Source organism: Gimesia chilikensis (assembly GCF_007744075.1).
In the GTDB taxonomy this organism is placed as follows: Bacteria; Planctomycetota; Planctomycetia; order Planctomycetales; family Planctomycetaceae; genus Gimesia; species Gimesia chilikensis_A.
On sequence record NZ_CP036266.1, the window covers coordinates 4,307,073 to 4,320,652 of the forward strand.

General features: G+C 54.5%; 9 protein-coding genes. 1 reads left to right on the forward strand and 8 read right to left on the reverse strand.

Going from position 1 to position 13,580, the window contains the following annotated elements; translation table 11 throughout:
- The first annotated feature begins 248 nt into the window (after positions 1-248).
- A complete protein-coding gene (locus HG66A1_RS16205; protein ID WP_145186030.1) occupies positions 249-1,562 on the forward strand; it encodes a PQQ-binding-like beta-propeller repeat protein in 1,314 nt (437 codons plus the stop codon).
- Positions 1,563-1,683: 121 nt separating this feature from the next.
- Here HG66A1_RS16205 and HG66A1_RS16210 read toward each other — a convergent pair whose 3' ends face one another.
- From HG66A1_RS16210 to rpsO, 8 genes are all read right to left on the reverse strand, one after another.
- A complete protein-coding gene (locus HG66A1_RS16210) occupies positions 1,684-2,793 on the reverse strand; it encodes a sialidase family protein (protein WP_145186032.1) in 1,110 nt (369 codons plus the stop codon).
- A 94-nt stretch (positions 2,794-2,887) separates the two neighbouring features.
- Positions 2,888-6,070: an efflux RND transporter permease subunit gene (locus tag HG66A1_RS16215; RefSeq protein ID WP_232106589.1), complete on the reverse strand. Its 3,183-nt coding sequence runs from the start codon at positions 6,068-6,070 to the stop codon at positions 2,888-2,890.
- Between the two features lie 67 nt (positions 6,071-6,137).
- Positions 6,138-7,394 (reverse strand): efflux RND transporter periplasmic adaptor subunit, encoded by a 1,257-nt coding sequence (locus tag HG66A1_RS16220; protein WP_197996619.1) that lies wholly within the window; start codon positions 7,392-7,394, stop codon positions 6,138-6,140.
- A 76-nt stretch (positions 7,395-7,470) separates the two neighbouring features.
- Positions 7,471-8,199, reverse strand: a complete 729-nt coding sequence (locus tag HG66A1_RS16225) for a TetR/AcrR family transcriptional regulator (RefSeq protein WP_145186035.1) — start codon at positions 8,197-8,199, stop codon at positions 7,471-7,473.
- 291 nt (positions 8,200-8,490) lie between these two features.
- A complete protein-coding gene (locus tag HG66A1_RS16230; protein WP_145186037.1) occupies positions 8,491-9,927 on the reverse strand; it encodes a sigma-54-dependent transcriptional regulator in 1,437 nt (478 codons plus the stop codon).
- A gap of 161 nt (positions 9,928-10,088) precedes the next feature.
- Positions 10,089-10,823, reverse strand: a complete 735-nt coding sequence (locus HG66A1_RS16235; RefSeq protein ID WP_145186039.1) for a sensor histidine kinase — start codon at positions 10,821-10,823, stop codon at positions 10,089-10,091.
- 264 nt (positions 10,824-11,087) lie between these two features.
- Entirely contained in the window at positions 11,088-13,223 is a 2,136-nt protein-coding gene (gene pnp, locus HG66A1_RS16240; protein WP_145186042.1) for a polyribonucleotide nucleotidyltransferase, read from the reverse strand.
- Positions 13,224-13,278: 55 nt separating this feature from the next.
- The gene (gene rpsO, locus HG66A1_RS16245; protein ID WP_145041487.1) at positions 13,279-13,548 is read right to left on the reverse strand and encodes a 30S ribosomal protein S15; all 270 of its coding nucleotides are present in this window, start codon (positions 13,546-13,548) and stop codon (positions 13,279-13,281) included.
- Positions 13,549-13,580 lie beyond the last annotated feature (32 nt).

A 13,580-nucleotide genomic window follows, 5' to 3' on the forward strand; every position in this document is an offset into this window, starting at 1 on the left:
TCTCGCCTTAAACTTGCATCTCTCTGTTGAATTAAACACAGTTAAAGTCGCGATCTGAATCGGAGGTCTCTGATTTCAAAACTGTCCATTTCACCGAAGTCTGCTGGAATTGAGACTCAAACGCGCACCAGGATGATCTGCAGCGTGCAGACAGGTATAATCGGGATATGGAATTTCAACACGTTGGGACTTGATGTCTTTACGATGGTCTCTCTTCTGCTGCCGCCAACAATAAGGAACACTCACACATGCTTTTGCGATTTTTCTCCTGTGCCGCCCTCGTCCTATTCAGCACCGCGCTCGCTTCCGCGGAAGACTGGTCTCAATGGCTGGGGCCGGACCGCTCCAGCGTCTGGGATGCAGAGGATATCGTTGAATCGTTTCCACAATCAGGACTGAAAGTCGAATGGCGTGTGCCTGTCGGCCTGGGCTACAGCGGTCCTGCTGTCGTCGACGACAAAGTCTACGTGCTGGACTATGTCAAAGATTCAGGCGAAGTGGTCAACAACCCCGGGGGGACTTCCAAGATTGAAGGTAAGGAACGCGTGCTCTGCGTTTCTGCTGAGAATGGCAAAACGATCTGGGAATATGACTACAGTTGCCCCTACGATATTTCCTATGCAGCTGGCCCCCGTTGTACTCCTACCGTGGCAGACGGCAAAGTCTATGCTCTCGGAGCAGAAGGAAATCTCACCTGCCTGGACGCCGCTACTGGAAAGTTTATCTGGAGCAAAGATTTCAAAAAGGAATATCAGTCTAAAACACCGTTCTGGGGACATGCTGCCAGCCCGCTTGTAGATGGCGAAGCGGTTTACTGCCTGGTTGGTGGTCCGGGTTCGGTTGCAGTGGCGTTTGATAAAAACACCGGCAAAGAACTCTGGCGGGCTCTGGACAACGACGATATCGGTTACTGTCCTCCAACCATGATTACACACGAAGGTGTCAAACAACTGTTGATCTGGCATCCGAAGTCACTGAATTCGCTCAATCCTGAAACGGGTCAGGTCTACTGGTCACTCCCTCTCAAGCCGCAATACAACATGTCGGTGACGGTTCCCCGGAAACAGGAAGATTTTCTGTATGTCTCCGGAATTGGCGACGAAGCGGCATGGATCGAACTGAAGGGAAAAGCCAAACCTGAAATTGCCTGGAAGGGTAAAACCCGCGAAGCACTCTTCTGCTGCAACAGCACACCGTTCATTGTGGGAGACACAATCTACGGCAGTGACATTCAGTCGGGCGACTTTGTCGCAGTCAGCCTTAAAGATGGCAAACGCCTGTGGGCCTCCAAGGAAGTGACTCAGGCTGGTCGTCGGGACCGTCACGCGACCGCCTTCATCGTCAAACACGACGATCATTTCTTTCTATTTACCGAGAAGGGAGACCTGGTGCTCGCTGACCTGTCGCCCAGCGGATACAAGGAAATCAGCCGCTTCCACGTGCTGGAGCCGACGAATGAGGCCTTCGGTCGTCCCGTCGTCTGGAGCCATCCCGCGTTTGCAAATCAGTCGCTGTTCGCCCGCAACGATAAGGAACTGGTTCGCGTGAGTCTGAAGAAGTAACCTTCTTCGAACCATTGTTGAGACGTATTCGCCGCCTGCTGTTTCCACGAACGGATTTCAGCAGGCGGCTTTTTTAGTGTCCTTGAGCGAAACTGGTTACATTCACTATCCATAATTCTGGTTACTTGGTTACTGCCGCAGGTGCTTTCCAGACCGTCACTCCCAGATGATAACCTTGATGCAGGGGCGAATTGTTCGAATACCAGGCGGTCACAATGTCGCCGTTCGCTTTCTGAACGCTGGAGGGATAGCCACAGTCCCCACCATCGGCAGTATGGGCCAGGCGCAGGGGACTGCTCCAGGTCTGACCGTCATCGCTGCTGAGTTTGGCACAGACACCACGCTTGCCGTTTACCCGGACACCGTAACTGAGCAGTAATCGCCCGTCCTTTAGTCGCAGCAGGTGCCCGTTGATCTCGTTGCGTTCGGTCACCGGCAGCGGTTTCTGCCATGTCGCTCCATTATCGTCACTGCGAATCAACTCCATCTTGTCCACACGGGCTGCGGCCAGCCACTTGTTTTCGCCCAACGGAAACAGGTCCGTCTCATTGTGTCGGTCACCGATAATGGACACCGGCTGCCAGGTCCAGCCGTCGTCTTCACTGCGAAAATGCCAGGAACGCCAGCCACTGGTACGAGTGGACTGGGTGGGATCTTTGAACTTTCCCTGATAGCAGGAAACGTGCAGAGCACCATCACTGCCCGCCCAGATATCACCAAAGGGAATAAATTCCGACCAGCCGGGCTCGGCAGCTGGAAAGACATCCCGCTGCTCCCAGGTGCGTCCCCCATCCTGGGAACGCAATACCCAGTTGCGCATAATGTCATCGCGAAACGGGGCCTGCTTGGGTCGTTCAGGTTGCTTGTGATTGGTCCAGCCGGAACAGAGCACAACCAGATCGCCGTTGTGGGCGACTCCCGCTGCGTGATTCATCCGCACCGTCCCCGGTTTGTGCCGGGTGATGGTACTCCGCTTCTCCCATGCGATGCCATCGGAGCTGGCCCAGCAATCAATGTCCCCTTCCTGCTGTCCATGACTGGGTTGATTGTGGAATATCACAACGATCGTTCCATCGGGGAGCAGCGTCAGATTAGGCCAGGCGCAAACGTTCTTGACGGCAACGACCTGTTTGACGATTTCCGGTTCTACTGCAGGTTCTGCTGAATTAGTAATCCTGGCACTGAACCAGGTAGTCAGAACAATCAGGGTAAAATGCAGGCAATGACGCATTATCTCTCCCGGGATTTCAGTTGATTGAAGAAAGGCTTTACCAGCCTTGATCGTAATCAATCACACACCGGGATGCACGAAAACTCTCAACGAATTATCGCAAAGCGGGTAAGCGGTCTTTGAGCTTCGAGAAGAGTGTGGAGCCCTCTCCTTCGGGAACCGGATCCTCTACACCTGCCCGCAAGGGGCAGTTGCGACACATCACCAGTATGTAAGCCGAGGGGATAAAATAGAGTGCCAGTAAGGTCGCCCCACCGACGCCCCCTGCGATCGTAATCGCCAGGGGAGGCCAGAAGCCGCCTCCCGCCAGCACCAGGGGAATGAATCCAGCGACCGTCGTCAGGGAAGTCGCGACGACGTGCCGTGTTGAACGCAGAACGACATCACGGACGACAACCCGATCCCCTTTGCTGGCCCGTGGATTCGCACGGAGCTCCGCCAGCACCACGATGGCATCGTTAATCGCCACCCCCGCCAGCCCCATCGAGCCGACGATCGCCATAAAGCCGAAGGGGAAGCCAAACAGCCAGAGCATACCCAGTCCCAGACCGATCGAAAGGATCCCCACGGCGCCCACCAGTCCTGCGACCCGAAATGAGGAAAACGAGAGCACCAGTGTGGCAACCATCAACACCATCAACACGCCGACGTTAGCCATCAGGTTTCCGACAGCATCATCCCGCTTGGAAGCCTCCCCGCCCCATTCCAGGCGATAGCCGGGCGGGAGTTCATAGCCGGCCTGCTGCAGTCGTTTCTGAAAATCAGCCAGCACCTTTGCGGGTAGGACACCGGCTTTAATATAAGCTTGCACCTCGTTCATGCGTTCCCCGTTGAAATGGGAGATCGCTGCGATCTCGGACGACATCCTGACGTCGGCAATCGCAGTCAAAGGAACATACTGTGCCTGGCCGTCAGGGGTCTTCTTACTGGAGATCAGCTGCAGTGATGCAATATTATCAAGCGATCCCCGGCGGTCGTGAGGTACGCGAATTCGCACGGGCAGCTCTTCGGTCTCTTCCAGGATGCTGCCCCCCAAAGCCCCTTCGAGGGCCGCATTGAGTTGCCGGGAAACCTCAGCATGATCCAGCCCCGCGAGCCGTGCCTGCTCTTCATCGATCTTGAGTGTGAGTTTCGGAAGCGGGTCGGCTAACTCCGCTTTGTGGTGCAGCACATCAGGTGTCTGACTGAGTATAGTGCGAAGTTCATCGCCACTCTGGCTGAGTTGATGTAAATCGGGTCCGAACAGCCGGACTTCAATCGGCGCATCGAAAGGTGGCCCCTGCTCCAGTTGACGGACAAGGACCCGCGAATGCGGTACTTTTCGATCTAACTCCTGCTGCAGTTCGTGAATCAGCTCCTGTCCGCCGTGCGCTGAGTTGAGTTGCACCAGTGCCTGGGCGAAATTGGAACTGTTCTCCCGCTTGGCGATGATGTTGTAATAGAACTGAGGAGCACTCTCGCCCAGAAACCATTCAATCCCTCTGACCTGGGGATGTTCGAGCACGACCTCACGAATGGCCGCGATGGTCTCCCGTGTTTCCGCCAGTGAAGCATGAGCGCTGAGTTCCAGCTCAATGTTGATCTGATCTCGGTCGGCGGGGGGAAAGAACTGTTCGGGCAATGAACCAGCCACGATGAAACCACTGATCGGCAGGATGCAGCCCAGCCCCACGCCAAGTAACGGTTTAGAAAACAGAAAATCGAGTGATTTGGAATAGGCGTTCCGCAGACCTGCATGGCTGAACCCCACCTGCCACCAGTGACCGGTCTCCGGATCTTCTTCAGGATCAGCAAACAGGGCCGCGATCGCGGGAATGACTGTCATCGCGAGGAAAAACGAACTGCAGATCGCCAGAATCACGCTGATCGCGATTGAGCCCACAAATTCCCCCGCCGGTCCGGGCATGAGTGCGATTGGCGCAAATGCCAGAGCGGTGGTCAGGGTGGAACCCAGCAGGGGAACCGCCAGATGCCGGACCGTCGAAATCACGGCATCCTCGGGAGCCATGCGAGCATGCAGCTTGGTACGGACTTCATCGACCACTACAATCGCGTTGTCGATCAAAAGTCCCAGCGCGATAATCAGCCCGGTCACTGACATCTGGTGAATGGGAATGTCAAGCATCCGCAGCCCTGCGAGAACCATGAAGGCTGACAGGGGCAATGCGGTGCCAATCACCAGGGCATTCCGCCAGCCCATCATGAAGACGATCACCACGATCACAGCCAGTCCGCCAAACAGCAGGTTCCAGATCAGTCCACTCAAACGGGCTTCAACGTAGCGGTTCTGGTCGAACAGCATCTGTACCTGCACATCGTCGGCAAGTGACTGTTCAAACTCGCGAATGACGTTTTTTGCATCCTGGCTCCAGTGATCGATGCGCATGCTGTCCCGAACGAACATTCCCAGGGTCACCGCGGGTTTCCCATCAGCGACCACCAGGCTGCTCAAGGGCTGCGCCACCCCTTTGTGGATCGTGGCGATATCTCCCAGTTGAACCGAATGTCCTTCCGAGCCGAACTGCACCGGGGTCCGGGCGATTCGCGCCAGGGAATCGAGTTCGGAATCGACGTCGATCAGCAGATCGCTTTTCTGTCCCCTGAGTAGTCCTGCTGTCAGTTTGGCGTCCGAGGCTTCCACCTGCCGGGCAATTTGCTCAACACTCAAACCAAGCGTCGCCACCCGGTCCGGTTGAATCTCAACCAGGATCTCTTCATCGGGATCACCAAAGGTATCGATGTCTTCGGTACCGGAAACCGCCCGCAGGCGGTCTTCCAGCTGTTTCGCCGACCGACGGAGTACGGCGTAATTAACCGGGTTTGGATTATCCCAGACCAGCGCTACGATCAGGGCATAAGCTTTGACGTCCATCTCTTCGAAGTCGGGCTCTTTCGCTCCCGAGGGGAACTCGACGCGGGCATCATCGATTTTATCGCGAATCCGCGACCAGACTTCGTCTACCTCGTAGACATCATCGCGGAGTTCGATGGTAATCGTGGACATTCCCGAGCGGGAGATGGACCGCAGTTCTTTGATTTCGTCGATCTCGCGGAGTTCTTCCTCGATCTTCTCAGAGACCAGCGATTCGACGCGTGTGGCATCGGCACCGGGGAAGCGGGTCTGCACCAAGGCCGAACGTTTGGTGAGCACGGGATCTTCCATACGGGGCAGTATATAGAAGCTCGACAGTCCGGCGACGGCAATCAGGGCCATCAACAGAATCAGTAAGCGGCGGTTACGATAGAATAAGCCTTCCAGCATTTCTGATTTTCCCATTCTGTCCTGAAAGGTTACAGGCTACGGCACAACGTGCGCTATTGAACTGGATCAGTGATTCCGTGAATCAGGAATCGGACTTGATCACCACCCGTTGATTATTCGCCAGTTTATGAATTCCATCTACGACCATCCGGTCTCCTGATTTCAATGTCCCCCGGACGAGGACCCGGTCACCTTCCGTGTGCAGAACTTCGATCTGCCGTTTCTCCAGAATCAATTCCCCTTCCACTTTCCCCGGTACGACAGCATACGCCGACCAGAGGCCGCGTTCTCCCCGTGCCAGGGCACTGAGTGGCAGCCAGAAGCCCCGCATTTCCACAGGCTCTTCCATCGCAAGACGAATCACCTGCCCGGGAATCAACTGTTCGGCAGCCTGTTTATCGAGTGCCAGTACGACTTCACGGGTGCGGGTCACCGGATCAAGTTCGGGCAGGACCGCTTTCAGAGTTGACTGGAAAGTCTTGCCATTGAGTTGTACCTGCTGACGGGCACCACGCTTCAGACCTGGTGTCATTTCGACCGGCACACCGATGTGGGCTTCAAGCTGTTGATCTTCTACCAGTCGCAGCAGTGGCGTCTCGGGAGAAATCACGGTTCCTTCATCTGCATAGCGTTTCGAGATGCGTCCGGAGAACGGTGCCTTGAGTACCGTGTCTTCCAGATCAATCTGGTTATCTGCCAGCTGAGCGTCCAGGTTGGCGACGACTGCTTTTTGAGCAGCGAGCTGTTCCTTGCGCGTCCCTTCCTTCAGTTCCGAGAGTTGACTCTTCGCCGCATCGAGCTGTGCCTGCTGCTGCTGGACATCGTATTGCGAAGCTTCATACACAGACTTGGAGATTGCATTGCGTTCCAATAGTTGTTCGTTGCGGGCATGGTCCGACTGCAGATTTTTCAGCCTGGCTATCAGCTGCCTGACAGCTGCCTCGGCGGCGGCAATGGTCTGGGGACGGGGACCTGCCAGGAGTTCATTCAGCCTGGCCTGAGCCGCATCCCGCTCTGCCTGGAGCTTCTGACGGACAATCTTCAGGTGACGGGTATCGAGTCGGGCCAGGATCATATCGGCTTTGACCGGATCTCCTTCGTCCACATTGATCTCAATCAGCTTGCCGCTGCGTTCCAGAGAGAGTTCGCTGGTGCGTGCAGCTTCAACTTTACCGGTATAGGTGCGTTTCCGCGCAAATGAATCGACGGGTTTCAGCTCTAAAACTTCAACGGGAATCCCCTGCTCCTGAGACTGCTGTTTCGCGGTGACTTCTGTGGAGAAGGCCTGCTTATGAAACAACCAGTAGCCGCCGGTCAGACAGACCATCAGCGCGAGCATCAACGGGAGTCTCAGTCGCCTGAACAGGTGTGAGACAAATTGACGATTCGTCAACTTTGGAACAAAAAAAAGCGTTTCAGACAGAGATCTGCTGGAGTTCATTTCCAAACACCTCCTCGCTGACACGATCAAAGACCGCATCGTAGTCGACGGTAGAACTGAGCGGCTGCCAATCGATTCCATCCAGAAAACGATTGAAATTACGACGCAGCATTTCGAAGGGTGCAGAAATTCCGATTTCATCCAGCGAATTACTGGTAGCGATGATCGAGTAGCCTCCGAAAGAGAGCGACCAGAGCCCGAAGACGATTTCTTCGGGAGTTGCGTGGTCATCCAAAACAAGATCATCCCGGGCGATGGCATCACGAACGATGCCTCCCACAACACCCATGCAACGATGTTCACAATTGGCCATAATCTTCCGCCGTTCCTCTGAGGTCTTTTCCCAGATGGAATCGAGTCGAATCGTCTGCTCGACCCGGAAGTGATCGGGGTAGAGTTTCACAAACAGTTCAGCAGCGGTTCCGATGGCGGCAATCCGCTCACGCGAGGTCCCCTGGAAGAGAGACGCCTTTTCGAACATCGCCAGTCGCTTTTCCAGCGTCTGGATCGCGAGGGTGATAATGATCTCTTCTTTGCAGGAGAAGTGATTGTAGATCGTCCCCTTGGAGTACTCGAGCATGCTGGTCAGGCGGTCCATATTCAGACCGTTATAGCCACCCTCAATGAACATGGGACGGGCGCATTCGAGGATTTTGGCCTCGCGTTCCTGTATTTCACGTTGTTTGCGTTCTCGTGTACTCATAGCGTTCTTATTTTGACGGATCGTCAATATTTGTCAAGATGTCGCAGGAAATTATTCATTTTCCCGCCGAAGCTGGGCAGAAACTGGGCTCATCTACTGCGGTGAGAACGGAGCAACACAATTCCTATAATATTACTATGAATACACTTACAACCACATCAACCAAGCAGGCACTCGGAAGACGGACAAATAAGAATTGGGGGGCTACTGAATAGGAAGACAGGAACAAGGTCTGTTCACTGCGTCAATTCGAGCGCGAAACAGGGCTGTTGGAGAGGCTGGCAGCGAGGGTCAGACGCCCCCCTGCTCCTCTTTCTGCTTCTGATACTCTTTGAGCTTCCGATAGAGGGTCCGCTCACCGATGCCCAGCATCTTGGCTGCTTCTTCCCGCTTGCCGTCCGCCAGATCGAGGGCCCGCTCAATGTAGTAGCGTTCTACCTCAGAGAAAGGGCGACCAATGAGAAAATCGGCTCCGGAACGATCCGAGGTATAGCTGCTGTCTCCATCCGGTCCCGCGACAGGTACGATCTCTTCAGGCAGGTCGTCCAGATCCAGAATGCCATCGGTGTCCAGCACCAGCATTCGCTCAGCGGCATTGCGGAGTTGACGGATATTGCCAGGCCAGTCGTATGACATCAGCGCGCGACGGGCGGCCCGCGAAACACCCTCGTAAGGCTTGTCGTACTGGGCGGAAAGTTCTTTCAGGAAATGATCGGTCAGCAGCGGTATGTCCCCCCGCCGCTCCCGCAGTGGGGGCAGCTCGATTTTTACCACTGACAACCGGTAGTACAGATCCTGTCGGAAAGTGCCCGTCTTCACCATTTCGAGCAGATCCGCATTCGTTGCAGCCACCAGGCGAACGTTGAGACTGATCTCTTCATTGGTTCCCAGGCGGGCGATCTTACGGTCTTCGAGAACACGCAGCAGCTTGATCTGAGTCTGCATGGGCATTTCGCCAACTTCATCCAGAAAGAGTGTTCCCCCGTTGGCATGCTCGAACTTACCAATCCGCTTTCCGACGGCACCGGTAAATGCCCCCTGCTCGTGTCCGAAGAGTTCACTCTCCAGAATACTGTCCGGCAGTGCCGAGATGTTGAGAGGGACGAAAGGCTTGCTCTTACGCTCACTGTTCTGATGAATGGCTCGGGCAACGAGTTCTTTCCCGGTACCGCTCTCGCCTTCGATCAGCACGGTGCTGTTCGTGGAAGCGACATTCTTCAGCTTTTCGACAATCTTGTGCATCTGGGGCGTGTTGCCGATCACTCCTTCGAAGCCGAATTTTTCATCCAGGCGGCGATGCAATTCAGCATTGCGTCGCATGAGACGGACACGTGTGGACGCCTTTTCGACCGCGTTGCGGAGTTCGCTGATATCCAGTGGCTTGGTGAGATAGGTGTAGGCCCCGAGCTGCATCGCAGTCACAGCGGAGTTGATCGAACCGTGCCCGGTCAACACGATGACTTCGGCATCGGGAAGTTCTTCCTTGGCAGTGCGGAGGATTGAGAGACCATCGACGCCATCCATGCGGAGATCGGTGATCACGATATCTGCCGTTTCGCGTTCGATCAGCTTGGCACCCTGCTCCCCTGATGTGGCGATTTTACACTCGCAGCCAACCCGCTCCAGGCTTTCTGCCACCGCCTGGGCATGTGCTTCATCGTCATCAATGATCAGGACACGAATCACGATTGATTCAAGATCAGTTTCCGGGGCGTCTTTCGCGCTCATCGAGCAGACTTTCTGCCTTCTATCAGTTACGAACCTATAATATTGTTATCAGGGGCTGACCGCCGTAGCCATGTTTTCCTGCAGGAAAGTACACAGCCGGACGGACAGAATACATCTTATTCAAGTCGAAAATGTAATGAAATTGTGCAGGGAACCATTCTTCAGCAAACGGGGAAGGAAATGGTAAACCGCGTCCCGCGACCGGGTTCACTGTCACATTCAATCGTGCCGTGATGGGCGTCGACGATCTTTTTGACCGTGGGCAGCCCCAGGCCACTGCCTCCCGCTTTCGTGGAAAAGAAGGCGTCGAACATCCGCGACTTCACTTTTTCATCGATGCCTTTACCGTTATCGATGATATCCAGATAGACGGTGCCATCCCGATGCGATGTCTGTAATTCGATCAGACCGCCATCGGGCATTGCCTGAACCACGTTCAACGCCAGGTTCATCAACACCTGCCGAAACAAGGCTGGATCAATCTGGACCGCAGGCAGGTCCGCGTCGAAGTGCGGGCTGATTTCAATGCAGGCTTCATTGGCCTGAGGACGGAAGAAGTCGATGAAGTCGCTCACCAGGGAATTCAGGTTGGCGGTGGTCAGTGCCAGCTTCCCTACCCGGGCGAACTGCAGGAAGGCATCCAGGATCTCCTGCAGGTGCTTGCATTCCCGCTGCACGCTTTCAACTTTTTTCAGCATGCGATGACGGGAAGGGACATCCAGTGTCTCCAGATCTTCAGTGAGCAGTTCGAGGTTCATGCTCATCGTGGAGAGCGGGTTTTTGATTTCATGCGCCAGGCCACCGGCCAGCGTTGCGATTTCGGAATACTGGGCTTCCAGCTTTTCCCGTTCAGCAACACTCAGCGGGCTCTCGTTGACTGCGGATGGTCTCTGCATGGTTACTTCCCAACCGGACGGACAAAATAGTGGAGCACGATGGTCTGCTGCTCCACTCTTGTATCAGAAACTGCTGTTTCAAAAATAAAACGATGAAGTCATCTCAAATCGAGCTCCTTCATCGTTTTATATTTATCTCAGATCAAAAAGAGTGACTGAGCCATTGTCTGTCAGACCTGGAATGACGGGGGTTTCAGCAGTTCAACACACTCGCTGGTGTGTGGTTTGCTTTGCCCCCCGGTCAATTCAGGTGATCGATGGCCCTTACTCTTCTTCCGCTGCAACAGCGTCGCCATTTCCTTCCGCACCAGCCTGTTCAGCCAGAACGGCTTTGCGGGAGAGTTTAACGCGGTTCTGATCATCAACGGCGATGACCTTCACCTGCAGACGGTCGCCCATTTTACAGATGTCACTGACCGATTTCACGAACCCATCCGACAGTTCGCTGATGTGGCAGAGTCCATCTTTACCGGGAGCAATCTCAATGAATGCACCGAATTCTTTGATCGAACTGACCACACCATCGTAAATCCGTCCGACACGAATTTCTTCGGTCAGGGCTTCGATGTGAGCCAGAGCTTTCTCAACGATTTCTACATTGCCACCAGAGATGGTAACGGTTCCGTCGTCCTGAATGTCGATAGTCGCACCAGTGTCTTCCTGGATCGCACGGATTGTCTTACCACCCGGACCGATGAGCAGACCAATCTTTTCAGGATTGATCTTGGTCTGGTGCAGACGTGGTGCGTAGGCAGAGATTTCTGCCCGGGGACGACGAATGGCGGTAAGCATGGTTCGCAGCAGTTCCAGACGGGCCTTTTTGGCGGCTTCCAGAGTTGCTTTGATAATGTCTTCACCAATACCATCGTTTTTCAGGTCGAGCTGAATCCCGGTAATCCCTTTCTGGGTACCGGCGACTTTGAAGTCCATATCGCAGAAGTGGTCTTCATCGCCAATGATGTCAGTCAGAACTTTGAAGTCGTCTCCCTGAGTCACCAGACCGATTGAGATCCCGGCAACGGGCTGACGCAGCGGGACGCCAGCATCCATCAGCGAGAGAGTCGCCGAGCAGACAGAGGCCATCGAGCTACTACCGTTGGATTCCAGAATATCGGAGATCACGCGGATGGTGTAAGGGAAGTCTTCTTCGCTGGGCAGTACCGGTGCAACGGAACGTTCTGCCAGACAGCCGTGACCAATTTCACGACGTCCTGGTCCACGAATCGGGCGACATTCACCCACGGAGAACGAAGGGAAGTAGTAGTGCAGCATGAACCGCTGCAGTTCTTCTTCAAACAGACCGTCGACCCGCTGCTGGTCACGTGATGTGCCCAGGGTAACGGTTGCCATCGACTGAGTTTCGCCACGTGTGAAGACGGCAGAACCGTGCACGCGAGGGAGTGTCGATGTCTCACAGGCGACATCCCGCAGCTGATCGGGAGTACGACCGTCCAGACGACGACCGCTCATAGCCAGTTCGCGAACGGCCCGTTGTTCCAGATCATGGAAGGCTTCTTCGAACTGAGCGCGAGTTGCACCGTCTGCTGTTTCTTTTGCTTCTTCGGGGAAGAACTTTTCTACCAGTTCGTTGTGAATGACTTTGGTGCCTTCACGACGTTCTGCTTTGACCGTGCTCTGCATGGCAGCGGCCAGTTTCTGGTAGATGGGATCATCCAGTTTCGCGATGAAGGGATTTTCCGGAGGTGCTTCGTACTGGAAGGGCTCAATACCGGCCTTTTCACGCAGTTCCAGCTGCAGATCAATGATCTTCTTCAGCTCAGAATGAGCGTGCATGATTGCTGCAGACATTTCGTCTTCAGGAATCTGGCTTCCGAAACCTTCGATCATCAGAACCGATTTGCTTGAGCCGGCAACGATCAGGTCCAGGTCGCTTTCAGCGATCTGTTCCCGAGTCGGCAAGGTAATCAGTTCGCCATTGATGCGTCCCAGGCGAACGGCGGCGATTGGTCCCTGGAAGGGAACCGGAGAGAGGCACAGTGCCGCACTGGCCGCGTTGATTGACAGCACGTCAGGATCGTTAAATCCATCGCAGGACATGACGTTAGACATGACCTGCAGTTCATCTTTAAATTCTTTGGGAAACAGGGGACGAATCGGACGGTCGGTCAAGCGTGCCGTCAGGATTTCCTTGGTGGTAGGACGTCCTTCCCGTTTCAAAAATCCACCGGGGAACTTGCCTGCAGCAGCAGCCCGTTCCCGATAATCAACTGTCAGAGGGAAAAAGTCAGTCCCCTCTCTTGCAGGGCCTGTCGCCGTTGCGACAAAGACGACAGTTTCACCATACTGAATAAGAACAGACCCTGCGGCCTGCTTCGCTAACTGACCAGTTGTAAGACTAAGTTTCTGTCCGCCAACCTCACATTCAACAACTACTTTCACAATAATTTCCTAATTCTTTTCCGACAAACCGACAAAGATCAGCGAACAACCGAAATTACTTTCGGATATTCAGCCGATCGAGAATTTCCCTATAGCTTTCTGCATTCTTTTTGTGCAAATAATCCAGCAGACCACGGCGGCGGCTGACCATCTGCAGCAGGCCACGACGACTCGCGTGATCTTTAACGTTGGACCGGAGGTGCTCGGTTAAATTTACAATCCGTTCGGTAAGCACAGCAATCTGCACTTCAGCAGATCCGGTATCCCCTTGTTTCGACTGATACTCTTGAATCAATTCTGCTCTTCGTTCCTGAGTGACTGACATTCTTTCACTTAAACCTTTACAACAAACAACTT

Bases quoted from the DNA above. Each gene is read 5' to 3' on its own strand.
- HG66A1_RS16205 (WP_145186030.1), top strand. From the start codon at position 249: ATGCTTTTGCGATTTTTCTCCTGTGCCGCCCTCGTCCTATTCAGCACC.
- HG66A1_RS16210 (WP_145186032.1), bottom strand. From the start codon at position 2,793: ATGCGTCATTGCCTGCATTTTACCCTGATTGTTCTGACTACCTGGTTC.
- HG66A1_RS16215 (WP_232106589.1), bottom strand. From the start codon at position 6,070: ATGGGAAAATCAGAAATGCTGGAAGGCTTATTCTATCGTAACCGCCGC.
- HG66A1_RS16220 (WP_197996619.1), bottom strand. From the start codon at position 7,394: ATGCTCGCGCTGATGGTCTGTCTGACCGGCGGCTACTGGTTGTTTCAT.
- HG66A1_RS16225 (WP_145186035.1), bottom strand. From the start codon at position 8,199: ATGAGTACACGAGAACGCAAACAACGTGAAATACAGGAACGCGAGGCC.
- HG66A1_RS16230 (WP_145186037.1), bottom strand. From the start codon at position 9,927: ATGAGCGCGAAAGACGCCCCGGAAACTGATCTTGAATCAATCGTGATT.
- HG66A1_RS16235 (WP_145186039.1), bottom strand. From the start codon at position 10,823: ATGCAGAGACCATCCGCAGTCAACGAGAGCCCGCTGAGTGTTGCTGAA.
- rpsO (WP_145041487.1), bottom strand. From the start codon at position 13,548: ATGTCAGTCACTCAGGAACGAAGAGCAGAATTGATTCAAGAGTATCAG.